The organism is Ensifer sp. PDNC004, assembly GCF_016919405.1.
Classification (GTDB): Bacteria; Pseudomonadota; Alphaproteobacteria; order Rhizobiales; family Rhizobiaceae; genus Ensifer.
This window is the reverse complement of record NZ_CP070352.1, coordinates 1302030-1323764: the sequence shown is the minus strand read 5'-3', so window position 1 is coordinate 1323764 and position 21735 is coordinate 1302030. Positions and strand designations below refer to the sequence as shown.

Genomic DNA, 21735 nt, shown 5'->3' with positions numbered 1-21735 from the left:
CAAAAGGCCGGCGAGGAACACCCTCGCCGGCCTTTTGGTTCGGTAATAGCAGCCCCTATTCCGCAGCGACCACCCGGCTGCGGCCGATCGTGGCCTGGGTCAGGAGGAAGGCGGCAAGGGCGCAAGCGGCAATCGCGCCGGCCATCGGCAGGGCCGTGCCGTCGAAGAAGATGGTCGCAACCACCATGGCGACGGCGGCGGTGACGAAGTGCAGCGTACCCATCAGTGCCGACGCCGTACCGGCGATCTCGCCGTGGTCTTCGAGCGCCAGCACCGCCGAGGTCGGGATGACCAGGCCGAGCACGCCGTAGCCGACGAACAGGAAGGCGGCCATGACAGGCAGTTGGTTGAAGCCGAGGCTCATGACGATGAACATCGTGACCATGGTGAGCGCGAAGGCGCCGACGGCAAGATGCATGACGCGCACCAGGCCAAAACGTTCGCCGAGCCAGCCGGTCGCCTGCGACACCGCGAAGAACGACACGGCGTTCATCGAGAACGCCAGGCTATATTGCGTCGGCGTCAGCCCATAGTGGTCGATCAGCACGAAGGGTGAGTTGGCGAGATAGACGAGGAACCCGGAGATCCCAAGCCCGCCGATGAAGGTGAGCGTCAGGAAATTGCGGTCGGACAGAAGCAGGCGATAGGCGGCAAGCGCGCTTGCGATGCTGCTGCCGGCGCGATCCTTCTTCGGCCGGGTTTCCTGCAGTTGCGTTAACAGCAGGATCAGGCCAATGAAGGCGGCAATGGTCACTGCATAGAACACACCGCGCCAGCCGTAGAAGCCGATGACTGCGCTGCCGGCAAGCGGCGCCAGGATCGGCGAAATGCTGAAGACCAGCATCAGCATCGACATCAGCCGCGCCGCCTGAACGCCGGTGTGCATATCGCGCACCACGGCGCGCGGGATGACCATGCCGGCGGCACCACCGATGCCTTGCAGTAAGCGGAAGGCGATCAGGGTTTCAATGTCGGTCGAAAGCGCGCAGCCGATGCTGGCGACGGTGAAGAGGCCGATGCCGAGGTAGAGCGGCGCCTTGCGGCCCCAGATATCGGAGAGCGGACCGTAGATCAGCTGCGAGATGGCAAAGGAGATGAAGAAGGCCAGCAGGCTAAGCTGCACCACGCCGTTTTCGGCCGCCAGATCCTTGCCGATCGACGGCAGGGCCGGCAGGTACATGTCGATTGCAAAGGGGCCGATCGCCGAGATCAGGCCGAGCACGATCGCCGTGCGAAGGAAGGACGTTGTCATGGCAATGAACTTTCAGAAATCGCGCCAGCCGAACCGCTGCCGCCCGGATTGAAACTCAAAGACATCGTCGTGCCAGGATCGAGCGTTGGGGAACCGAATCCTGCGCTGACTATTTCGTCCATTAATTTGGACACAAGTGTAAAATTAGACAGTATTGTCTAAATCGTCAATGGGGCCTATCTTCGATCCATGAAGAAATTTGATTTGGCCTCGGCTGACGCTCGCCCCCAGAAAGGGCAATTCGCGAAACGCCTCTCGATCCTGGAGGCCGCGGCCGATGTTTTCTGTCGGGAAGGCTTTTCCGGCGCCAGCATCGACGAGATTGCGGTCGTGGCCGGGGTCTCGCGCCAGACCATCTACAATCACTACCGCGAGAAAGAGACGCTGTTCATGGCGGTGATCCAGGACATCATGGATCGCGTGAACGGCGTGCTTTTCTCCATCCTCGCAACCTTTCCAGAAAACGCCGACAACCTCGAGGAAGACCTGGTCGAATTTGTCGTGCGCCTCAACAAGAACTGCAATTGCAACCAGGACGCCAAGTTCATCCAGAAGCTGATCTCGACCGAGGGCAATCGCTATCCGCATCTGTTCCAGTTCTGGCGGGAGCAGGGACCGGGCAAGACCGACCGGGCGCTGGCGGCGCTGTTTGCACGCCTTGCCCACGTGGCACCGCTCGACATCGACGACTTCGACCTCGCAGCGCGCCAGTTCATCGCGCTGATCAAGGCGGACCTGCAGATGGGCGGGCTCTTCGGTGAAACGCCGAGCGAAGAAGACCTGGAGATCAGCGCCCGCAGGGCTGTGAAGACGTTCCTGCGCGCCTATGGCCGGCCGGCAGCGGTTTCGGCGGGCTAAGGCCACCCGGGGCCAGAAACCAATGCCGACCTATCTGGTGATGCGAAAATCACCGATGTGCTCGGGCGGGTCGACAAATTCGGCAACGACCTTCGAAACCCATGCACCCGGCGGGCCGTCATGCAGACGCTCTAGCATGAGGGTGACCGCATCCTCCGGGCCGCTGATCAATGCAGCCACCGAGCCATCCGCTTCGTTTCGAACCCATCCCACAAGGCCGAGCTTGCGCGCCTCGTCGCGCGTCCAGACCCTGAAGCTAACGCCTTGCACCCGCCCGAGAATTCGGACCAGCGCCGTCTTATCAGCCTCAGCCATGGCTCGTCTCCCTTGTCGTCTATCACGCAATCTGGCGCAGAGCGGTGGAAAGACAAGCCACCCGCAAAAGGACCGAAAGGCGATCACTGCAACCTAAAAATTTCCACACTGCATTTCAAATATTTTGTTCGTGTCTTTTTAAAAGTTGACGCGCGAAAACTTTTATGGTTTTTACGGCCTCACCAAGACGGCGATGGGAGGGCCTCGCCAGCTTGGCTGAGACACAAGAAGGCCCGCGCCGTTTCCAGGGAGGAAACCATGAACATGTCCCGCATTCTGAAATCGCTCGTCGCCGGCACGGCGCTGTCGCTCCTCGCCTCCACCGCCTTCGCCGATGGCATCGGCGCATCGCTGCTGACCCAGCAGCATCCGTTCTACATCGAGCTCGCCGACGCGATGAAAGCCGAGGCCGAAGCCAAGAACGTCAAGCTCGAGGTCTCGATCGCCAACCAGGATCTGAACAAGCAGCTCGCCGACGTCGAGGACTTCATCGTCAAAGGCGTCGACGTCATCGTCATCTCGCCGGTCGACAGCCAGGGCGTACGCGCCGCGATCGAGAAGGCCGAAAAGGCCGGCATCAAGGTGATCACCGTCGACGTTCCGGCCAACGGCGCGACCGTGACCTCGCACATCGGCACCGACAACTTCACCGGCGGCGTCAAGGCCGGCGAGCTGATGGCCAAGGTCCTCGACAACAAGGGCAAGGTCGCCGTCATCGACTACCCGACGGTCCAGTCGGTGGTGAACCGCGTCAACGGCTTCAAGGAAGCGATCGCCAAGCATCCCGACATGGAGATCGTCGCGATCCAGACCGGCATTACCCGCGCCGAAGCGCTGGCCGCTGCCCAGAACATGCTGCAGGCCAATCCCGATATCACCGGCATCTTCGGCTTCGGCGACGATGCGGCGCTCGCTGCCGCCGTCGCAGTCAAGGCTGCTGGTCTGGAATCCCAGGTCAAGGTCATCGGCTTTGACGGCATGAAGGAAGCCCGCGACGCCGTCGACACCAACCCGGTCATGGTCGGCGTCATCCAGCAGTTCCCGGACCAGATGGGCAAGCAGGCCGTCGACACCGCCGTCAAGGTTGCCGCCGGCGAGACCGTCCCGGCCGAACAGCCGATCGTTCCGGGCGTCTACACCGCGAAATAAGTCCTCCCTGGACAGCCGCCGCCTCACCTCAGGGGCGGCGGCACCCATCGGGGTCCGTTTCCGTCCTCTGGCCGGAGACGCTGCTCTCGGCTGACCTGAAGGAGGCCGCCATGTTTGGTTCGACCAGCGATACCATTCTCGAAATCGACAACGTCACCAAATCCTTCGGCCAGGTCGCGGCACTGAAGGGCATGCGCCTCAAGGTCCGGCGCGGCCGGGTACACACACTGCTCGGCGAAAACGGCGCCGGCAAATCGACGCTGATGAAAATCCTTGCCGGCGTGCACGCGGCGACCTCGGGAGAGATCGCACTCGACGGGCGCCCCTACCAGCCGCGCAACCCGCAGGATGCCGCCGCCCTCGGGCTTGCCATCGTCTTCCAGGAACTCAGCCTCTGCAGCAACCTGACGGTAGCCGAGAACATTCTCGCCACCCGCGAGCCGCGCCGCTTCGGCTTCATCAACGACAAGGAGCTGGTCGCAAGGGCCCGCGCGATCGTTGCCGATCTCGGCCTGCCGATCGACGTCAGCGAGAAGGTCGGCAATCTCTCGATCGCCCAGCGTCAGTTGGTCGAGATCGCCAAGGGCCTCAGCCACGAGGCCAAGGTCGTCATCCTCGACGAGCCGACGTCATCGCTCAGCGAGAGCGAAGCCGAGATCCTGTTCGAGATCATCGGGCGGCTGAAGAGCCGCGGCGTCGCCGTCATCTACATCTCGCACCGCATGGAAGAGATCATGCGGCTCAGCGACGACATCACCGTCATCCGCGACGGTGAATATGTCTCCACCCATGATCGCGACGACGTCACCATCGAGGCGCTGATCGCGCTGATGGTCGGCCGCCGCATGGACGAAATCTATCCGCCGCCGGCGCACGAGCAGAAGGCGGATGCTACCCCGGTTCTGGCCGTCGATGGCCTGACCCGCGACGGCGAATTCGAGGACATCTCCTTCGACATCCGGCCCGGGGAAGTCCTCGGATTCTTCGGGCTGGTCGGTTCCGGCCGCTCGGAGGTGATGAACGCGCTGTTCGGCATGAAGACTGCGACCGGCACCGTGCGCTTCGAAGGGCAAGCGGTCCGCTTCCGCTCGCCGGCAGAGGCGATCGCCCGCGGCATCGGCTTCGTCACCGAAAACCGCAAGGAAGAGGGCCTCGTGCTCAGCCACAGCGTCGGCTGGAACATCTCGATGGCCGCCCTCTCCGATTTCACCGGCCCGCTCGGCTTCACCCGCAGCCGCGCCGAACGCACGGCGGCAGCCCAGGAAGTCGGCCGGCTGGCGATCAAGACCCACTCGCTCGATACGCCCTCCGGCTCCTTGAGCGGCGGTAACCAGCAGAAGATCGTGCTTGCCAAGTGGCTGCTGACCCGACCCAAGGTGCTGATCCTCGACGAGCCAACCCGCGGCGTCGACGTCGGCGCCAAGTTCGAAATCTACAAGATCATCCGCCAGCTGGCGGCCGAGGGAACGGCGATCCTGCTGATCTCCTCCGAGCTGCCGGAGGTTCTGGGAATGAGCGACCGCGTCGTCGTCATGCACGAAGGCGTCATCGGCGCAACGCTTTCCGGCGCCGACCTCAACCCCGAAACGATCATGGCGCACGCAACGGGATTCCAATCATGACACAGCAATCCGAAGTCCAGGCCGCCTTCCTGCGTGCCCTGAAACAGTATGGCGGCATCCTTTTGTCGCTGGTGATGCTCTGCGTCATCTTCTCCTTCCTCAACCCGCGCTTCATGTCGGTCGTCAACTTCATGAACATCCTGCAGCAGGTGGCCGTGGTGGCGATCGCCGCCTTCGGCATGACCTGGGTGATCCTGCTCGGCGAGATCGACCTTTCGGTCGGCTCGATCATTGCGGTCGCCGGCATGGTCGGCGCGCAATGTTTCGCCTTCGGCCTCGGCTTTGCGCCGGCGCTCGTCGTCACGCTTCTCGCCGGCGCCCTCATGGGCATGCTGAACGGGGTGCTGACGGCAAAGCTGCTTTTGCCCTCCTTCATCGTCACCGTCGCGACCATGGGCATCTACCGCGGCATGGTCAGCCTGCCGACCAACGGCGCGCCGGCGATGATCGAGAACTCGACCTGGACCGCGATTGGCACCGAGAGCTTCCTTGGCCTGCCCATCATCATCTGGGTCGTCGCCGTGCTCTTTCTCGTCAACCACATCCTGTTGAGCAAGACGAGCTTCGGCCGCCGCGCCTATCTGACGGGCGGCAACCGCGAGGCGGCCGTCTATTCCGGCATCAAGGTCGACCGGCTGAAGATCACCATCTTCATGATCTCCGGCGTGATGGCGGCGATCAGCGGCGTGCTGCTCTCGTCCCGCCTGTTCTCCGCCCAGACCAATGCCGGCATGAGCTACGAGCTCGACGCGATCGCGGCTGCCGTGCTTGGCGGCACCTCGCTTGCCGGCGGCGTCGGCACAATGGTCGGCACGTTGATCGGCGCCCTCATCATCGGCGTCATGAACAACGGCATGAACATGCTGTCGGTCCCCTACTTCTACCAGCTCATCGTCAAGGGCCTGGTGATCCTGATCGCCGTCTGGCTCGACGTGCGCGCCAAGCAGGCAAAACGCTGATCTTTCCGAAGAGAACACACCCATGCACAAGATACTGACGATCGGCGAAATCCTCGTGGAGATCATCGCCACCGAAAAGGGCGACGGCTTTCGCCGGGCGACCCCTTTGATCGGTCCCTACCCCTCGGGCGCGCCGGCGATCTTCATCGACCAGGTCGGCAAGCTCGGCCAGGCAGCGGCCATGATCTCCCGCGTCGGCAACGACGATTTCGGCCACGTCAACCTCGACCGGTTGAAAGCAGATGGCGTCGATATCTCGGGCATAGCGGTCGACCCGCTCGGCACCACCGGCAGCGCCTTCGTGCGCTACCGGCCCGACGGCAGCCGCGCCTTCGTCTTCAACATCCGCCACAGCGCCTGCGGCACGATCCGGCTCGACGAGGCAAGCCGAGCGTTGGTCAGAACCTGCAGCCACCTGCATGTGATGGGCTCGTCGCTCTACGCCCCAAGCGTGGTCGAGAGCATCATCGCGGCAATCGAGATCATCAAATCGGCCGGCGGCACGGTCTCCTTCGACCCGAACCTTCGCCCCGAAATCCTCGACAGCCCGGGCATGCGCGAGGCGCTGCAGACGGTCCTCGCCAAGACCGACCTCTTCCTGCCGAGCGGACAGGAACTCTTCCTGTTCACCAAGGCGAAGACCGAAGCGGAAGCCGTATCGGAACTGCTCGCCGCCGGCATCAAGGTGATCGTCGTCAAGCGCGGCGCCGAGGGCGCCAGCTATTTCGATCGTGAAACGACGCTTTCGCATCCGGGCTTTGCCGTCGAGGAAATCGACCCGACCGGCGCCGGCGACTGCTTTGGCGCGACCTTCGTCACCTTCTGGCTGAACGGGGCAAAGCCGGCCGAGGCGCTGGAATTCGCCAATGCCTCGGGCGCGCGCGCCGTCATGATTTCGGGCCCGATGGAAGGCGCCTCGACGCGCATCGATCTCGAAACCTTCATCACTGCGAAAAAGGGCTGACCGCCATGCAACAGAACCTTCTGATCGACATCGCCCGCTGGTCCGAACGCCCCGGCCCGCGCGGCATTCCCTCCGTCTGCTCGGCCCACCCGCTGGTGATCGAAGCCGCCATGCTGCGGGCACTCAAGGAGGACGCGGCGCTCCTGATCGAGGCGACCTGCAACCAGGTCAACCAGGACGGCGGCTATACCGGCATGACGCCCGCCGACTTCACCCGCTTCGTTGCCGAGATCGCCGATCGCGTCGCCTTCCCCAAGGACAAAATCATCCTTGGCGGTGATCATCTCGGCCCGAACCCGTGGAAGCACCTGCCGGCTGCGGAAGCGATGGACAAGGCCGAGACGATGATCAAGGCCTATGCGAAGGCCGGCTTCACCAAGCTGCATCTGGACACCAGCATGGGCTGCGCCGGCGAGCCGGTGGCTCTGCCCGATGCGATGACCGCAGAACGTGCCGCGCGTCTGGCCGCGGCCGCCGAAGCCGCCCTTCGTGGCGAGAGCCACACCGCTCCCGTCTATATCATCGGCACGGAAGTGCCGGTTCCGGGCGGCGCGCTGGAAGAACTCGACACGCTGGAAGTCACCGCCCCCGACGCGGCGATCGAGACCGTATCGATCCATCGCCAGGCCTTCGAAAAGGCCGGTGCGGCCGACGCCTTCGGACGTGTCGTCGGCGCAGTGGTCCAGCCGGGAGTCGAATTCGGCAACGAGAACGTCATCGCCTATGACAGGGCAAAGGCCGCCAAGCTCAGCGCCAGCCTGAAACAGCTCGACGGCGTCGTCTTCGAGGCACATTCGACCGACTACCAGACACCGGAAGCGCTGCGCGATCTCGTCTCCGATGGTTTTGCGATCCTCAAGGTCGGCCCCGGCCTGACCTTCGCGCTGCGCGAGGCGCTTTACGGCCTCGACCAGATCGCCGCTTTCCTCTTTCCGGACGCCCGCAAGCAGACGCTGGCGGCGGTCACCGAGGACGTGATGCGCGAGGAGCCGGCCAACTGGGGCAAGTATTACCACGGCTCGGCGGAAGCTCAGCGGCTGCAGCGGCATTTTTCCTATAGCGACCGCATCCGCTATTACTGGCCGCATCCGAAGGTCGCAGCAGCGGTCGAAGAACTTCTGGCACTACTCGACGGCGTGACGATCCCGGAAACGCTGATCAGCCAGTATCTCCCCGGCAGTTACGAGCGAGTGCGCGACGGCAAGGTGGCCGCTCAAGCAAATCCGTTGGCACTTGCTGCCGTCGACCGGGTTCTCAAGGATTACTTTGTGGCCTGTCGCGCTTAGCGGCAGGTCGGATGTTCGGTGAATATTTGCGAGCCGGTACTGCCTATCCCCTCGAAATGAACCTATAAACGAAATCAAAACAATATGGGGCACAGCGACCGTGGACAGACAGATCAAGACCATGGAGGATTTTTCGGAGTTCGTCGGCCTGTCGCGCCCGACGGTCTCAAAATACTTCAATGATCCAGGCTCGGTTCGCAAGAAGACCCGCGATGCCATCGAGGCGGCGATCAAGCAGTCGGGTTTTCGCCCGAACATCTTCGCCGTCAACCTGAACCGCCGCCGCACCAACATCCTCGGCGTCATCGTTCCGAACTCGACCGACCCCTTTTACATGGCGCTGACGCGCCGGATCGAGCACATCGCCAACCAGGCGGGTTTCCTCGCCTTCGTGCTCTCCTCCGACGGGCGACCGGAGATGGAGGAGCGGGCGATCGAGACTTTCAAGTCGATGAACGTCGCCGGCGCCATCATCGCCCCGCTCGGCGTGCAATCGCACCACAAGACGCTGACAACGCTCGGCGCCAGCATTCCGCTGATCTACGTGGACTCGCCGCTCGACGACAGCTCCTCCTTCGTCGGCACCGACAACCGCCAGAGCTTCCGCCTGATGGTCGATTATCTCTGCCGTTCCGGCAGCCCGCCCTGCTACTTCGGCATGCCACCGGTCAACAACAACGCGATCGCCCGGCGCGACGCCTATCTGGAGGCGATGCAGCAGTTGAAGATGGAGCCGGCGCTGGTCGAAACCACGCCGAATGCCGCCTGGGATTTTGAAAAATTCGGCTTTGACGAGACGCTGCGCATCCTCGGCTCCGGCGGCTTCCCGACCCAGACGGTGCTCTGCGCCAACGACCGCGTCGCCTTCGGCGTCATCGCCGCCGCCTTCCAATCCGGGCTCAAGGTCGGGCGTGATGCCGATGCTGATATCAGGGTCGCCGGCCACGACGACCACCCGCTGTCACGCTACACCTGCCCTCCGCTGACGACGGTGGCGCAGAACTACAACGAGATCGGCCGGCTGGCGATCGAGCTGCTGCTGTTCAAGCTCGGGGAAACCACCGACGACGGCGGCGCCTTCCCCGAGGACGAGCGTATTCTCCTGAGCGCCGAGATCATGCTGCGCGGTTCGGCCTAATAGACGTCGACCAGCAATTTCCCGGACTGCGACCCTTCGGAAAAGCCCGTCCAGGCAGACGCCCAACAATCAGGATCGGCGCGCCAGCCCCAGAACCTGATCGGTCGTCAGGATGTCACCGAAGGTGTCATCGATCGTCGCCAGCGACGAGCGATGCAGCACCGCATGCGGAACGACCTCGCCATCACCCGTATCGAGATCGCGCGTGGCGCAGGCATCCGAAGCGACGATGACACTGAAGCCGAGCGGTACGGCATCGCGTGCCGCGCCGGCAACGCAGGCATGGGTCATCAGCCCTGACATGACGAGCGTATCGACGCCCGCCTGCTTCAACTGGATGCTGAGATCCGTGCTGGCAAAAACGCTGACCGACGATTTGCGCACCACCGAATGGTTCGCAGCCGGTTGAATGTCCCGGTGAAACGCAGAGGTCTCACTATCCTCGGCGAAGACAGGGCTGCCGGCCGGCGTGACATGCTTGACATGATAGACCTTCATGCCCTCGGCATCGGCGCGCGCGATCAGCCGCTTTGCATTGGCAAGCGCCTTTTCGCCGTCCGGGATCGGCATACGGCCGGCAAAATACTCGTTCTGGAAATCGATCACCAAAAGCGCCGTCGTCTGGGGATCGAGGCTCTTAGGCGCCGGAGCGCCGGCAATCGTGCGGATGGTCGGGTGTTGTGTCATCAAAGGTTCCTTTCGTATTTCGACGCCCGCGAAGATCGTCAAAGCGGCCTCCACGCGAAAGTGGCCTGAATGACAATATGTGATAGGTTCCAGCCAAATGAATGAGTACCGGCCAGGAACATGCACACCATCGCCATCGTCGCCTTTAAGGGCATCAGCCCGTTTCACCTCTCGGTGCCCTGCATCGTCTTCGGCGACGACCTCCTGAAGCTCGGCGCGCCGCGTTACCGCCTGCTGATTGCCGGAGAGGAGACTGGTTCCATCCGCACCATGTCCGGCTTCAGCATCGCGGTGGAGCACGATCTCGCGCGCCTCGCTGAGGCGGATACGATCATCGTGCCTGCCTGGAACGATCCGAACACCCGTCCTTCGCAAAGGCTGCTTGAGGCCCTGCGCGCCGCCCACGCCCGTGGCGCCCGGCTTGTCGGTCTCTGCCTCGGCACCTTCGTGCTGGCCGAAGCCGGCCTGCTCGACGGGCGGGCGGCCTCGACGCACTGGGCCTGGGCCGATGAATTCGAGCGTGCGTACCCGCAAGTCGCACTGAATCGGAACGCGCTCTACCTCGACGAGGGCGACGTCCTGACGTCGGCCGGAACCGCTGCCGCGATCGACTGCTGTCTGCACATCGTGCGCAACGACCATGGTGCCGAGATCGCCAATCGCGTCGCCCGCCGGCTGGTCGTGGCGCCGCATCGCCAGGGCGACCAGGCGCAATATATCGAAGCGCCGCTCCCCGCCCCCGGCAGCGGCGACCCGCTCGGAGCAACAATCGCCTGGGCTATCGAACATCTCGACGAGCCGCTGGCGCTCGAGCGCCTCGCCGATCACGCCGGCATGAGTCTGCGCAGCTTCACCCGTCACTTCCGCAAGAAGACCGGAACGACCTTCACGCAATGGCTGCTGGCGCAGCGTCTCGCGGTGGCGCAGCGCCTGCTCGAGACCGGTTCCTGTTCCGTCGATCACATCGCAGACATGGCCGGCTTCGGCTCCACCGTCTCGCTCCGCCAGCATTTTACCCGGGCGTTTTCCATTTCGCCGGCGAGCTATCGCCGGCAGTTCCGGAACAAAAAGTCGTCGGATAGGGTCGTCTCAGATCGCAAACCTTCGGAAGCAGCGGTGACATGACCAGACTGGATTGCGACCCGGACGACGTCGAACTGGTGCAGGAAACCACGCCAGAAGGCTTCAGCGACTGGATCGCCCAGAAGATTGACTGCGAATTCGGCGCCCCGAAATTCTTGGAGCGGGTTCCCGCCCCGCACGTCCTGCTCTCACCGCTGCTGGACGCGATGGCGGCTAGGGACTCCTTGTGGTTGTGCCGCAGCAGGCACCGGGGCGTGCTCCATGGCAATGAGGGCGTCGCCCTCGTTCGCGACGGGCAGCCGATCCTCTACCTAGTGTGATCCAGCGCTGAGGACATCAAGCCAGCAGCGGCCGCGTCTTCGGCTGCCGCAACAGGATCGCCATCGCCTGCACCGCAACCGGCGAAACCCCGGCCACGCAGAGGAAGAAGGCCGAATAGCCGAAACGCTCGGCGATCCAGCAACCGGCCGGTCTAGGCACGTTTTGCCGTATGCTCGACGGCGCTCAGTTCCGAAGCAATCCGCTCGATCAACAGCCGCACCCGGCGCGGCTGCACGCTCAGCGGCGGATAGACGATCTGAAGCCCGGTTTCGCCCATCGCAAACTCGGACAGCAGTTCGATGAGGGCACCGGACGCCAGGTCCTCGGCGATGTCCCAGACGGACTTGAACGCGATGCCATGGCCGTCGCGGCACCACTGCGCCACCAGCCCGCCGTCATTGGCGACGCGCCGGCCGCGCACCATCACCCTGTGCGGCTTGCCGTCAACCTGAAAGGTCCATTCGCGATCGAGATTGGCGCCGAAGCGCATGATGATGCAGTCGTGGCGGGAGAGATCGTCGGGGTGCTCCGGTCTCCCCATGGCGTCGAGATAGGCCGGCGCCGCGCACACCACGCGCCGGTTCTCCCCGAGCGGCCGAGACCGCAGCGTGCTGTCGGCAAGCACGCCGTGGCGGATTGCAAAATCCATGCCCTGGCCGACCAGGTCGAGGTAACCGTCGGTGAGATTGAGATCGACCGTCACGTCGGGGTGCTCGGCGAGAAAACGGTCGAGGATCGGCACGATATAGCGCCGCCCCATATCCTCAGGCGCACTCAGCCGGATCGGTCCGGAGATCGTGCGCGTGCCCGAACGGATGCCGCTTTCCAGTTCGTCCGCCTCCGCCAGCAACCGGCGGGCTCCGTCCACCAGCAGGCGCCCCTCCTCCGTCAGGCTGATCGCCCGCGTCGTCCGTTTCAGAAGTGCCGCGCCATAGTGCGCTTCCAGTGCAGCCAACCGCTCGGACACCGAGGCTGGCGACAACCCCTTCTCGCGGCCGGCGGCGGAAAGCCCGCCCTTTTCGACGATCAGAAGGAACAGTGCCAGATTGTCGAGCAACATCTTTCGATTTCTCCGAAATATAATTTTGGAACTAAGCCAATTATCCGGATGCACCGCAAGCGCTAAATTCCGAAGCGAAAGGAGACGCGTGATGCAGCTCGACCATGTCACCATTCGCACTGCCGATATCGACGGGACGCGCGCGTTCTTCGAAACGGTCTTCCATCTCACCGTCGGCGAACGTCCGGCCGAGATCCGCCACATACCCGGCTGCTGGCTCTATGCCAAAGGCAAGCCGATCGTGCACATCATCGGTAGCCGCGGCATGGGCTTTGAGCGGGCGGCCGAGGCGATAGACCATGTCGGCTTCCGGCTCGAAGGCTACGCCGCCTTTCGCACCAGGCTCGACCGGCTCGCCATTCCCTATTCGACCATGGACCTTGCCGATATCGGCGAGCGCCGGCTGTTCCTGCGCGCACCCGGCGGACCGCTGCTTGAAGCCGTCTTTTCCGAACCCGTTCCCACCCTTCCCCCGGAGAATGACCATGACCTTCACTGACACCACCGTCTCCGTCGTCATCGGCGGCACCAGCGGCATCGGCGCGGCCGTCGCCAAGGCACTTGCGAAACGCCCGGGCCGGGTGGAGATCGCCAGCCGCGCCACCGGTCTCGATCTTGCCGATACCGCAGCAGTGGCTGCCTATTTCCGCAGGCTCGGGCCGATCGACCACCTGATCATGACCGCCGGCTCCGCCGCGCCCGGCGGCAAGATGAGCGATGTCGATCTCAATGCCGCCAAGGCTGCCTTCGACGTCAAGTTCTGGGGATCGGTCGTGCTCGCCCGGGAGGCTGCCCGATACATGCGCGCCGGCGGTACGATCACCTTCACCTCGGGTTTCCTCGCCCGCCGAACGGTCCCCGGCACCTTCGTCAAGACGGCGATGAACGCGGCGCTCGAAGCGACCGCCAAGGTCATGGCCAAGGAATTGGCGCCGCTGCGGGTGAATGTCGTCAGCCCCGGCCTGACGCGGACGGAAGCCTATGCCGGCATGGCCGGCGAGGCGCGCGACGCGATGTTCGATCGCGCTGCAGCGACCCTCCCTGCCGGCCGCGCCGGGCAACCCGAAGATATCGCCAGCGGCTATCTCTTCGCCATCGACAACCCCTTCGTCACCGGCTCGGTGATCGACATCGAAGGCGGCGCGCTGATCAACTGACGCGCCTCCCCACACTTTGCCCGGTCGCTCGGCGACCGCCCCTCACCAAGGATCTCACCATGCCGTCGCTCTTTTCTCCGATCTCGCTCGGATCGCTGACCCTGCCCAACCGTATTGCGCTTGCGCCGATGACGCGGGCGCGCAGCAGCCAGCCGGGCAACGTGCCCAACGCCCTGATGGCCGAGTACTATGCCCAGCGCGCCTCGGCCGGGCTCATCGTCACCGAGGCCACCCAGATCTCGGCGCAGGGCCAGGGCTACTCGTTTACGCCCGGCATCCACTCTTCCGAGCAGATCGCCGGCTGGCGGCTCGTCACCGACGCCGTGCACCGGGCCGGAGGCCGCATCGTGCTGCAGCTCTGGCATGTCGGCCGCATGAGCCATGAGAGTTTCCACGACGGCGCCAGCCCGGTCGCACCGTCCGCGATTTCACCGGACGCAAAGGTGTGGGTGGCCGATCCGGAAACCGGCATCGGCGCGATGGTCGACAGCCCCGTGCCGCGCGCCTTGGCGCTGAGCGAGATCGCCGGCATCATCGAGGATTTCCGCCAGGCGGCAGCAAACGCCATCGAAGCCGGTTTTGACGGCGTCGAGATCCATGGCGCCAACGGCTACCTGATCGACCAGTTCCTGCGCCGCTCGTCCAACCGACGCGACGACCGCTATGGCGGCCCGGCCGAGAACCGCATCCGCTTCCTGGTCGAGGTCGCCGAGGCGGTTGCAGGCGAGATCGGCGCCTCCCGCGTCGGCATCCGGCTTTCGCCCTATATCACCCAGCGCAACATGGAGGACGACGAGATCATCCCGACGATCCTGAAAGCCGCGCGTGAAATCGACCGCGTCGGCCTTGCCTATATCCATCTGGTGGAAGCCGATTGGGATGATGCGCCCGTTATCCCCGACGACTTCCGCCGCGAACTGCGCGCCGCCTATTCCGGCCGCATCATCGTCGCCGGCCGCTATGATCGTAACAAGGCCGAGGCGATCCTTGCCGCCGGTCTTGCCGACATCGTCGCCTTCGGCCGCCCGTTCATCGCCAATCCGGACCTGCCGCGCCGGCTGAAAGACGGGCTGCCGCTTGCAACCTTCGACGGGGCCACGCTTTTCGGCGGTAGCGCCGAAGGCTACTCTAGCTATCCGACACTCGAGCGCGTGGCATGACCGCGGCAATCACACCTCTTCAGCCCACAAAGGAGCAACTCATGAAAGCTGTCGCCCTCACCCGCTATCTCCCGGTTTCCGACCCGGAGAGTTTCGTCGATGTCGAGCTCTCGAAGCCGGAACCCAAGGGGCACGATATCCTGGTCGCGGTTCACGCCGTCGCGGTCAATCCCGTCGACGTGAAGATGCGCGCCCCTAAGGACAAGGTCGAGGAAACGCCGCGCGTGCTCGGCTGGGACGCAAGCGGCATCGTCGAAGCCGTCGGTCCTGACGTGACGCTGTTCCGGCCGGGCGACGCCGTCTATTACGCTGGCGACCTGACACGGTCGGGATCCAACCAGCAGTATCACCTCGTCGATGAGCGCATCGTCGGGCGCAAGCCGAGGAACCTGTCCTTTGCGGAAGCGGCCGCCCTGCCATTGACGACGATCACCGCCTACGAGGCCTTCTTCGACCGGCTCGGCATCGACCGGGACGGCGCCGACCGAGGACAGTCGATCCTCATCGTCGGCGGCGCCGGCGGCGTCGGCTCGATCGGCATCCAGCTGGCAAAGCGCGCCGGCCTCACCGTCATCGCCACCGCATCGCGGCCGGAAACCATCGCCTGGGTCAAGGAACTCGGCGCCGACCACGTGGTCAGCCATCGTGAACCGCTGGTCGCGCAGGTCCGGGCGCTCGGCTTTACCCATGTCGATCACATCGCCATCTTCAACGACATGCGCCACTGGGACGACGCCGTCGAGCTGATCCGGCCGCAAGGCGGCATCGTCTCGATCGACAACACCGACGTGCCGATGCCGATGGCCGGCATGAAGACCAAGGCGGCGAGCCTGCATTGGGAGTTCATGTTCGCCCGCCCGATGCACCAGACGCCCGACATGATCGAGCAGCATCGTCTGCTCAGCTTCGTCGCCGACGAGATCGACGCCGGACGGCTGAAGACGACGCTTGCCGAGGTGCTCTCGCCGATCAATGCGGAAAACCTGCGCGAAGCGCATCGCCGTATCGAGACCGGGGCCGCCAAGGGCAAGATCGTCATCGAAGGCTTTGGCGGCTAACCGCCGCGGTCGGCGATCCAAGTGAAATCGCTTGCCGCGACACAAATTGCGGCAAGCGCCCCCTCATCTCTGAAATTTCGGCAGCATACCGCGCCGCGCCAAACCGCCGGGCAACTTTGGCGATCGCGGCGCCCCGTGCGCAGCAATCGCATCAACGCTCGCCCCAATGAAATTGCGACCGCGGCGCGAACTCGATATATCCAAACAGATATATCGATTCTTCGAGGCTTCCTTTCAGGCCAATCCCGACACATTCGCCCAAAAACGCCCGAACAGGCGGCCTCGCGGCGCGCGAAAAGGCCGGCGTAAACGCCCGAAGAAAATGCAAGGAGAATGCCCGTGCCCTACGAACTCGTCGTCTCCCAGGGACGCATCGCCGACAGAACGCCTGGCGCCATCCCCGGGGCGGCCCTGACGGCAGAAGCTCTGGGCAAGCGCACCGGGCTGCAGCCGATCACTATCGGCATTCCGTCGCCGGCGAAGGAAGACGATTGGTCGGCAAGCCTGCCCGAGGCCGGGGAGACCCTGGCCGGCCTGCAGACGGCGATTGCCGCAACACTGCAACGTGGCGACAAATCGCTTCTCATCGCCAATACCTGCTCCGCCAGCCTTGCGACACTGCCTGTCGTCGCGCGGGAACGCGCCGACGCGGTGTTGCTCTGGATCGACGCCCATGGCGATTTCAACACGCCGCAGACAACCGAAAGCGGCTATCTCGGCGGCATGGTGCTGGCCGCCGCCTGCGGGCTTTGGAAAAGCGGCCACGGCAGCGGGCTGGACCCGAAACAGGTTGTCATCGTCGGCGCGCGCGACATCGATCCCGCGGAGATGGATCTGTTGCAGCAGGCGGGCGTGCGCATCGTATCGCCCGCGGAAGCGACGCCGGAGGCCATTCTTTCGTCTATCGGCGATGCGCCGGTCTGGATCCATGTCGATTGGGACGTGCTCGAGCCGAACCATGTGCCGGCCGCCTATGCCATCGGCGACGGCCTTTATCCGCGGACCCTGCGCGCCATCTTCGCGGCGATCCCGAAGGAACAGATCGCCGGCATCGAACTCGCGGAATTCGAAGCGTCCGAGGACGCGCGAAGAGATGAAGCTGCGATCGAATGCCTGCTCGGCATCGTGGAACCGTTGCTGGCCTGACGCAGATCAGCGTCGAGCCAGCGCGGCCGACGCCTCGTCACCCGTCCGTTTCCGGTTCGGCTTTCACCTTCGTGATGATCTCGCCGAGCACCAGATGCAGCGCGTCGCGATAGCCGTTGCGGGCCGACGGTCCGCTTTCGGCCGAGGTCATCACCACGGTCAGATCGAGGCTCGGGATGATGTAGAGCATCTGGCCGCCATAGCCCCAGGCGAAATGCACCTCCTCGCCGGCGATCTGGCGCTCGAACCAGCCATAACCGTATTCGTCGCCGGAGAAGCGCGAATTGGTGCGATGCTGCCAGGAGGCCGCGATCCACCCTGCCGAGACCAGTTGCTGACCTGACGCCGTGCGGCCACCATTGCGATAGAGTTCGCCGAAGGCCAGCAGCGAGCGCGGGCTCATCGCCATCTGGTTGCCGCCGAGGTAGATGCCTTGCGGATCGCGATCCCAGGCCCCGATGCGGAAGCCTTCGAGCGGCCCCAGCCACTCGCGCGCCAACGTCAGGGTCGACTTGCCGCTGACCTTCGTCAGGATCGCCGAAAGCAGATGGGTGGAGGCGGTGGAATAGAGCATCTCGCCGCCCGGATCGTCGTCGAAGGTCTGGGCGAGCGCGGTGCGCACCCAATTGCGGCTGGCGACCCATCGACCGTAGTTCGGCCCCGAGAGACGGCCAAGCCCCGCCTGCATCGAAAGCAAGTGACCGACGGTGATGTCGTTGATGCGCGGATCCGGGGAGGCCGGCAGGTCCGCCTTCAGGATCGGCGCGACCTTCTGATCCGTCCCGTCGAGCAGCCCCTTGTCGATGGCGATGCCGACCAGCGCCGAGATAATCGATTTCGAGGCCGACTTGATGTTGGTCGAGTCCGTCACGCGGTTGCGACCGTAACCACGCTCGGCGACGATCTTGCCGTCGCGGGCGACGATCACGGTCTTCAGGGGATCAAGCTCTGACCGTGAGGCCAGTTCGTCCAGCAAGGCCGAAATCGGCGGTGGCGTCTGAGCCGCGACCGGCAAGGCGACAAGCGTCGAGACGACGAGTGCCAAAGTGGCGATGCGGGCAACGAGGACTGCGACAAATCTGATCATGGATCAGCATCTAAGACCAGCTTGCGCCGCCGTCATCCACCGCACGGCCATCTCACGGCGATTTGACAGACCGGTGAGCACGCCACTGCCGCAGTTGTCAGCCTGCCGGCCGTCTCGCAAAAGCTTCGACGAAGCGCGTCAGGCTCTGCTCGACAAAGGCCGTGACCGGCACCTGCGGGTCGAAGCTCCACCAGAGCAAGGATCCCTGCCATTGCGACGCCATCAGCAGACCGAGCCCCGGGCTCGCAGCGGGAAGGCCGGCGAGGCATTCGTCGAGCACGCCCGAGAGCACGTCGCGCCACTTTGCGCCGCGGGCACGGAGCAACGGATCGCGCAGGTCTTCCCGCAGAATCCTGAGGTCGTCGGCATAGCTGTCGATACCGCCGTAATCGCCCGAGAGACCCACCAGCAGCGCGATGGCGCCCTCCGGCGTCCGCGGTACGCTCGCCATCAGCTCCGCCGTCTGCCCGTCCAGCCCGTCCCAGGCCTGGCTGAGCGCCCGCTGGATCAGCTTTGCCTTGTTTTCAAAGCGCTGCACCAGCGTTGCGCCGGAAAGGCCCGTGCGCGCGGCCAGCGCCGCGAAGGTCAGGCCATCGGGACCATCGGCCCGCATCAATGTGAAGGCGGCGGCCAGCACCTCTTCGTCGGGCATGGTTTTTGGGCGAGGCATCTTGACTCTCATTTATAACCGAACAATCATTTATATATCATACGAGCCGGGAAACGCCAGTTGGCAATCGTCCATGAAGGAGAAAAATCATGACGCTAGAAGGCAAAGTCGCACTCGTCGCTGGCGCGACGCGCGGCGGCGGGCGCGGCATCGCGACCGAACTTGGCGCCGCCGGCGCCACCGTTTACGTGACCGGTCGTACGACGCGGCAACAGCAGTCCGACTACAGGCGCCCCGAAACGATCGAGGACACCGCCGAGATCGTCACCAGCCTAGGCGGCAAGGGCATTCCCGTCCAGGTCGACCATTTGCAACCGGAGCAGGTCAAGGCGCTCGTCGAGCGCATCCGCAATGAACAGGGACGGCTCGACATCCTCGTCAACGACGTCTGGGGCGGCGAGTTGCTGTTCGAGTGGAACAAGCCGGTCTGGGAGCACAATCTCGAAAACGGGCTGAAGCTTCTGCATCTCGGTGTCGATACCCACCTGATCACCGCCCACTACGCCCTGCCGCTGATGATCGAGAAACCCGGCGGCCTCTTGGTCGAGGTGACCGACGGCACCGCCGAATACAATGCCGAGAACTACCGGCTGTCGCCTTTCTACGATCTCGCCAAGGTTTCGGCCAACCGCATGGCCTGGGCCCACGCCAAGGACCTTTCGCCGCACGGCGCCACCGCGGTTTCGATCACGCCCGGGTGGATGCGCTCGGAGATGATGCTCGAACATTTCGAGGTCGGGGAAGACAACTGGCACGACGCCACGAAAAACCAGCCGCATTTCGTCATTTCGGAAACGCCGCGCTTCGTCGGTCGCGCCATTGCGGCGCTCGCGGCGGATCCGGACAAGGCCCGCTGGAACGGCCAGTCGCTGTCGAGCGGCGGGCTGGCGCAGGTCTACGGGTTTTCCGATCTCGACGGCTCGCGGCCCGATTGCTGGCGCTACATGCGCGAGGTGATGGAGGCGAACAAGCCGGCCGACGCAACCGGCTATCGTTAGGCGTTGCCGCCAAAACCCGTCACCGGCAAACTTGAAACGACGGACGGCCTCCTATAGTTCGGTGTTTCGGGCAACCAAGCGCCGCCGCCCCCCCTTCTGGATGCGGCAGCGCTATCGAGTGTGATTGAACATGGCATCGCGGGATCGGTATTCGAGAAAGCTGGAATGCGCCAAATGCGGAGCCGCCGGCTTCGCCGAAGCGTCGGAAAACGACAAAGGCAAGGGCAGCAATCGCGGCTTTACCATCGACGTGATGCCCAAGGGCTTCTCGACTGAACGCACCTCTCCCGACCCCGCCAAGCACATGGTGCGCTGCCGCTGCGGCAACGTCTTTGCCTTCAAGCAGAAGACCGTCTATGCGCCCGGCAGTGAGCCGCGGGACTGACGCATCGGGACTTTTCCGGCGCCCGCGTTGAGAAAAAATTCACCATCTTGTCTCAACATCGACCCAATCGGCGGTCAGCTATGGCGGCGCGCGTTCAAGAATTGTTGATCGCGAGTGCCAGGGACAAAGGCTTGCAGCCAGGGCTGTCACCGCTTAATCGCTGAACTTGAGGCTGAACCGAACAGCGTCGAACGCTTCGGGTCGGCACCCACGCCACACGAAGGACGCTTGGTGGCGGAAGCATTTCCAGGAGCCCGCATGCGGCGCGAGACGATCAAGAGCCCTTCTTCCGAGACACTCCAGGCCGGCAGGATATTCGCGCAGTTGCGACGGATGCGGCATGCCCTGGCGATCGGCGCGATGGCTCTGGCGCTGTCCGGCTGCATGGCGCTCGACGCCGACGACGTGCGCGAGCCGCCGCCGATCCCGGCAAAGCTGATCGCCGCGATGGCAAAGAACGGCAGCAAGCCGGAAAGCCCGGTGCTGATCCGCATCTTCAAGCAGGAAAGCGAACTCGAGGTCTGGAAGCAGAACAAGCAGGGACAGTACGCCCTGTTGAAGAGCTACCCCATGTGCCGCTGGTCCGGAAAGCTCGGCCCGAAGACGAAGTCGGGCGATCGCCAGGCGCCGGAAGGTTTCTACCACGTCTCGGCCGGCATGCTGAACCCGAAATCGCAATATTTCCTGTCGTTTAACCTCGGCTACCCGAACCGGCTGGAATCGGCGCTCGGCTACACCGGTGAGGCGCTGATGGTGCACGGCGCCTGTTCGTCGTCCGGCTGCTACGCCATGACCGACCAGGGCGTCGGCGAAATCTATGCCGTGGTGCAGCGCGCGCTCGCCGGCGGCCAGGGCACGTTCCAGGTGCAGGCCTATCCCTTCCGCATGACGGCGGAGAACATGGCCAAGCACCGCGGCGACCCGAACTTCGATTTCTGGAAGAACATCAAGCAGGGCTACGACATCTTCGAGGCGACGAAGCGCCAGCCGAAGGTTGCGGCATGTGGCCGCCGCTACGTCTTCAACACCGATTTTGCCGATGGCGAACCGTCCGACCCGCTTGCCGCCTGCCCGGCGGCGATCTCCACGCCCGATGCCGGACTGGTGGCGCGGCTGCAATCGGAGGACGCGAAGCTCGCTGGCATGATGGCCAATCAGACGTCGGCGCCCATCAACGCCTATGTTGATGGCGGCATGCATCCGAGCTTCCGGGCACTTCTTGAGAAAAACGGCGCTGAAAAGCTGGCCGCGAAGATCTCGGGAACTAAGTATCCTATCAGCCGACCCGAAGCGGCGCTGGCGGACCCTTACGCCGGCCTGTGATCGTTCCGTCGGCTGGCGACGCACAATTGACTTAAAGGGTCGGTTGCATCGCCGGTA

The 21735-nt window shown here is 64.1% G+C and carries 24 protein-coding genes; 17 read left to right on the top strand and 7 right to left on the bottom strand.

Going from position 1 to position 21735, the window contains the following annotated elements:
• Positions 1-55 precede the first annotated feature (55 nt).
• Positions 56-1252, bottom strand: a complete 1197-nt coding sequence (locus JVX98_RS05895; protein ID WP_205236124.1) for a multidrug effflux MFS transporter — start codon at positions 1250-1252, stop codon at positions 56-58.
• 189 nt (positions 1253-1441) lie between these two features.
• Here JVX98_RS05895 and JVX98_RS05890 point away from each other — a divergent pair, with 189 nt between their 5' ends.
• Positions 1442-2110: a TetR/AcrR family transcriptional regulator gene (locus JVX98_RS05890; protein WP_205236123.1), complete on the top strand. Its 669-nt coding sequence runs from the start codon at positions 1442-1444 to the stop codon at positions 2108-2110.
• 30 nt (positions 2111-2140) lie between these two features.
• On the opposite strand, the gene JVX98_RS05885 is transcribed toward JVX98_RS05890, so the two are convergent.
• Positions 2141-2425 carry an acylphosphatase gene (locus JVX98_RS05885; RefSeq protein WP_205236122.1) on the bottom strand — a complete coding sequence of 95 codons (285 nt, stop codon included), beginning with the start codon at positions 2423-2425 and terminating at the stop codon, positions 2141-2143.
• 258 nt (positions 2426-2683) lie between these two features.
• Between JVX98_RS05885 and JVX98_RS05880 the strand changes: the two genes are divergently transcribed.
• The 6 genes from JVX98_RS05880 to JVX98_RS05855 all read left to right on the top strand — a co-directional run bounded on the left by JVX98_RS05880 (position 2684) and on the right by JVX98_RS05855 (position 9543).
• Complete coding sequence (locus JVX98_RS05880) at positions 2684-3574, top strand: substrate-binding domain-containing protein (RefSeq protein WP_192450180.1); 891 nt, start codon at positions 2684-2686, stop codon at positions 3572-3574.
• Positions 3575-3684: 110 nt separating this feature from the next.
• Positions 3685-5196, top strand: a complete 1512-nt coding sequence (locus JVX98_RS05875) for a sugar ABC transporter ATP-binding protein (protein ID WP_205236121.1) — start codon at positions 3685-3687, stop codon at positions 5194-5196.
• The gene (locus JVX98_RS05870) at positions 5193-6155 is read left to right on the top strand and encodes an ABC transporter permease (RefSeq protein WP_043622580.1); all 963 of its coding nucleotides are present in this window, start codon (positions 5193-5195) and stop codon (positions 6153-6155) included. The genes JVX98_RS05875 and JVX98_RS05870 overlap by 4 nt, the downstream gene beginning before the upstream one ends.
• Positions 6156-6177: 22 nt before the next feature.
• Complete coding sequence (locus tag JVX98_RS05865) at positions 6178-7119, top strand: sugar kinase (protein ID WP_205236120.1); 942 nt, start codon at positions 6178-6180, stop codon at positions 7117-7119.
• A 5-nt stretch (positions 7120-7124) separates the two neighbouring features.
• Complete coding sequence (locus JVX98_RS05860; protein ID WP_205236119.1) at positions 7125-8405, top strand: D-tagatose-bisphosphate aldolase, class II, non-catalytic subunit; 1281 nt, start codon at positions 7125-7127, stop codon at positions 8403-8405.
• Positions 8406-8526: 121 nt separating this feature from the next.
• A complete protein-coding gene (locus JVX98_RS05855; protein ID WP_205237005.1) occupies positions 8527-9543 on the top strand; it encodes a LacI family DNA-binding transcriptional regulator in 1017 nt (338 codons plus the stop codon).
• Positions 9544-9612: 69 nt separating this feature from the next.
• Here the strand turns inward: JVX98_RS05855 and JVX98_RS05850 are convergent, their stop codons facing one another.
• Positions 9613-10230 carry an isochorismatase family protein gene (locus tag JVX98_RS05850; protein WP_205236118.1) on the bottom strand — a complete coding sequence of 206 codons (618 nt, stop codon included), beginning with the start codon at positions 10228-10230 and terminating at the stop codon, positions 9613-9615.
• Between the two features lie 120 nt (positions 10231-10350).
• On the opposite strand from JVX98_RS05850, the gene JVX98_RS05845 reads away from it, so the two are divergent.
• A complete protein-coding gene (locus JVX98_RS05845) occupies positions 10351-11355 on the top strand; it encodes a GlxA family transcriptional regulator (RefSeq protein ID WP_205236117.1) in 1005 nt (334 codons plus the stop codon).
• On the top strand, positions 11352-11633 hold the full coding sequence (locus tag JVX98_RS05840; RefSeq protein ID WP_205236116.1) for a hypothetical protein: 282 nt from the start codon (positions 11352-11354) through the stop codon (positions 11631-11633). The genes JVX98_RS05845 and JVX98_RS05840 overlap by 4 nt, the downstream gene beginning before the upstream one ends.
• 16 nt (positions 11634-11649) lie before the next feature.
• Here JVX98_RS05840 and JVX98_RS05835 read toward each other — a convergent pair whose 3' ends face one another.
• Positions 11650-11793 (bottom strand): hypothetical protein, encoded by a 144-nt coding sequence (locus JVX98_RS05835; protein WP_205236115.1) that lies wholly within the window; start codon positions 11791-11793, stop codon positions 11650-11652.
• On the bottom strand, positions 11786-12694 hold the full coding sequence (locus tag JVX98_RS05830) for a LysR family transcriptional regulator (RefSeq protein WP_205236114.1): 909 nt from the start codon (positions 12692-12694) through the stop codon (positions 11786-11788). The genes JVX98_RS05835 and JVX98_RS05830 overlap by 8 nt, the downstream gene beginning before the upstream one ends.
• Positions 12695-12785: 91 nt before the next feature.
• Here JVX98_RS05830 and JVX98_RS05825 point away from each other — a divergent pair, with 91 nt between their 5' ends.
• From JVX98_RS05825 to JVX98_RS05805, 5 genes are all read left to right on the top strand, one after another.
• Positions 12786-13193 carry a glyoxalase gene (locus tag JVX98_RS05825; RefSeq protein ID WP_205236113.1) on the top strand — a complete coding sequence of 136 codons (408 nt, stop codon included), beginning with the start codon at positions 12786-12788 and terminating at the stop codon, positions 13191-13193.
• Positions 13180-13851 (top strand): SDR family oxidoreductase, encoded by a 672-nt coding sequence (locus JVX98_RS05820; RefSeq protein WP_205236112.1) that lies wholly within the window; start codon positions 13180-13182, stop codon positions 13849-13851. The genes JVX98_RS05825 and JVX98_RS05820 overlap by 14 nt, the downstream gene beginning before the upstream one ends.
• Positions 13852-13910: 59 nt before the next feature.
• Positions 13911-15011 carry an alkene reductase gene (locus JVX98_RS05815; protein ID WP_192450170.1) on the top strand — a complete coding sequence of 367 codons (1101 nt, stop codon included), beginning with the start codon at positions 13911-13913 and terminating at the stop codon, positions 15009-15011.
• 41 nt (positions 15012-15052) lie between these two features.
• Positions 15053-16069 (top strand): zinc-binding alcohol dehydrogenase family protein, encoded by a 1017-nt coding sequence (locus JVX98_RS05810; RefSeq protein ID WP_205236111.1) that lies wholly within the window; start codon positions 15053-15055, stop codon positions 16067-16069.
• A 333-nt stretch (positions 16070-16402) separates the two neighbouring features.
• Positions 16403-17215 carry an arginase family protein gene (locus tag JVX98_RS05805; RefSeq protein ID WP_205236110.1) on the top strand — a complete coding sequence of 271 codons (813 nt, stop codon included), beginning with the start codon at positions 16403-16405 and terminating at the stop codon, positions 17213-17215.
• 37 nt (positions 17216-17252) lie between these two features.
• Here JVX98_RS05805 and JVX98_RS05800 read toward each other — a convergent pair whose 3' ends face one another.
• Both JVX98_RS05800 and JVX98_RS05795 read right to left on the bottom strand, forming a co-directional pair.
• The gene (locus JVX98_RS05800) at positions 17253-18302 is read right to left on the bottom strand and encodes a serine hydrolase (RefSeq protein ID WP_205236109.1); all 1050 of its coding nucleotides are present in this window, start codon (positions 18300-18302) and stop codon (positions 17253-17255) included.
• A gap of 97 nt (positions 18303-18399) precedes the next feature.
• A complete protein-coding gene (locus tag JVX98_RS05795; RefSeq protein WP_192450166.1) occupies positions 18400-18972 on the bottom strand; it encodes a TetR/AcrR family transcriptional regulator in 573 nt (190 codons plus the stop codon).
• An 89-nt stretch (positions 18973-19061) separates the two neighbouring features.
• Between JVX98_RS05795 and JVX98_RS05790 the strand changes: the two genes are divergently transcribed.
• From JVX98_RS05790 to JVX98_RS05780, 3 genes are all read left to right on the top strand, one after another.
• On the top strand, positions 19062-19970 hold the full coding sequence (locus JVX98_RS05790) for an SDR family oxidoreductase (protein WP_205236108.1): 909 nt from the start codon (positions 19062-19064) through the stop codon (positions 19968-19970).
• 130 nt (positions 19971-20100) lie between these two features.
• Positions 20101-20355 carry a hypothetical protein gene (locus tag JVX98_RS05785; protein WP_034805462.1) on the top strand — a complete coding sequence of 85 codons (255 nt, stop codon included), beginning with the start codon at positions 20101-20103 and terminating at the stop codon, positions 20353-20355.
• Positions 20356-20688: 333 nt separating this feature from the next.
• Positions 20689-21678 (top strand): murein L,D-transpeptidase family protein, encoded by a 990-nt coding sequence (locus JVX98_RS05780; RefSeq protein WP_205237004.1) that lies wholly within the window; start codon positions 20689-20691, stop codon positions 21676-21678.
• The last annotated feature ends 57 nt before the right edge of the window (positions 21679-21735 follow it).

Bases quoted from the DNA above. Each gene is read 5' to 3' on its own strand.
- JVX98_RS05895 (WP_205236124.1), bottom strand. From the start codon at position 1,252: ATGACAACGTCCTTCCTTCGCACGGCGATCGTGCTCGGCCTGATCTCG.
- JVX98_RS05890 (WP_205236123.1), top strand. From the start codon at position 1,442: ATGAAGAAATTTGATTTGGCCTCGGCTGACGCTCGCCCCCAGAAAGGG.
- JVX98_RS05885 (WP_205236122.1), bottom strand. From the start codon at position 2,425: ATGGCTGAGGCTGATAAGACGGCGCTGGTCCGAATTCTCGGGCGGGTG.
- JVX98_RS05880 (WP_192450180.1), top strand. From the start codon at position 2,684: ATGAACATGTCCCGCATTCTGAAATCGCTCGTCGCCGGCACGGCGCTG.
- JVX98_RS05875 (WP_205236121.1), top strand. From the start codon at position 3,685: ATGTTTGGTTCGACCAGCGATACCATTCTCGAAATCGACAACGTCACC.
- JVX98_RS05870 (WP_043622580.1), top strand. From the start codon at position 5,193: ATGACACAGCAATCCGAAGTCCAGGCCGCCTTCCTGCGTGCCCTGAAA.
- JVX98_RS05865 (WP_205236120.1), top strand. From the start codon at position 6,178: ATGCACAAGATACTGACGATCGGCGAAATCCTCGTGGAGATCATCGCC.
- JVX98_RS05860 (WP_205236119.1), top strand. From the start codon at position 7,125: ATGCAACAGAACCTTCTGATCGACATCGCCCGCTGGTCCGAACGCCCC.
- JVX98_RS05855 (WP_205237005.1), top strand. From the start codon at position 8,527: ATGGAGGATTTTTCGGAGTTCGTCGGCCTGTCGCGCCCGACGGTCTCA.
- JVX98_RS05850 (WP_205236118.1), bottom strand. From the start codon at position 10,230: ATGACACAACACCCGACCATCCGCACGATTGCCGGCGCTCCGGCGCCT.
- JVX98_RS05845 (WP_205236117.1), top strand. From the start codon at position 10,351: ATGCACACCATCGCCATCGTCGCCTTTAAGGGCATCAGCCCGTTTCAC.
- JVX98_RS05840 (WP_205236116.1), top strand. From the start codon at position 11,352: ATGACCAGACTGGATTGCGACCCGGACGACGTCGAACTGGTGCAGGAA.
- JVX98_RS05830 (WP_205236114.1), bottom strand. From the start codon at position 12,694: ATGTTGCTCGACAATCTGGCACTGTTCCTTCTGATCGTCGAAAAGGGC.
- JVX98_RS05825 (WP_205236113.1), top strand. From the start codon at position 12,786: ATGCAGCTCGACCATGTCACCATTCGCACTGCCGATATCGACGGGACG.
- JVX98_RS05820 (WP_205236112.1), top strand. From the start codon at position 13,180: ATGACCTTCACTGACACCACCGTCTCCGTCGTCATCGGCGGCACCAGC.
- JVX98_RS05815 (WP_192450170.1), top strand. From the start codon at position 13,911: ATGCCGTCGCTCTTTTCTCCGATCTCGCTCGGATCGCTGACCCTGCCC.
- JVX98_RS05810 (WP_205236111.1), top strand. From the start codon at position 15,053: ATGAAAGCTGTCGCCCTCACCCGCTATCTCCCGGTTTCCGACCCGGAG.
- JVX98_RS05805 (WP_205236110.1), top strand. From the start codon at position 16,403: ATGCCCGTGCCCTACGAACTCGTCGTCTCCCAGGGACGCATCGCCGAC.
- JVX98_RS05800 (WP_205236109.1), bottom strand. From the start codon at position 18,302: ATGATCAGATTTGTCGCAGTCCTCGTTGCCCGCATCGCCACTTTGGCA.
- JVX98_RS05795 (WP_192450166.1), bottom strand. From the start codon at position 18,972: ATGCCTCGCCCAAAAACCATGCCCGACGAAGAGGTGCTGGCCGCCGCC.
- JVX98_RS05790 (WP_205236108.1), top strand. From the start codon at position 19,062: ATGACGCTAGAAGGCAAAGTCGCACTCGTCGCTGGCGCGACGCGCGGC.
- JVX98_RS05785 (WP_034805462.1), top strand. From the start codon at position 20,101: ATGGCATCGCGGGATCGGTATTCGAGAAAGCTGGAATGCGCCAAATGC.
- JVX98_RS05780 (WP_205237004.1), top strand. From the start codon at position 20,689: ATGCGGCATGCCCTGGCGATCGGCGCGATGGCTCTGGCGCTGTCCGGC.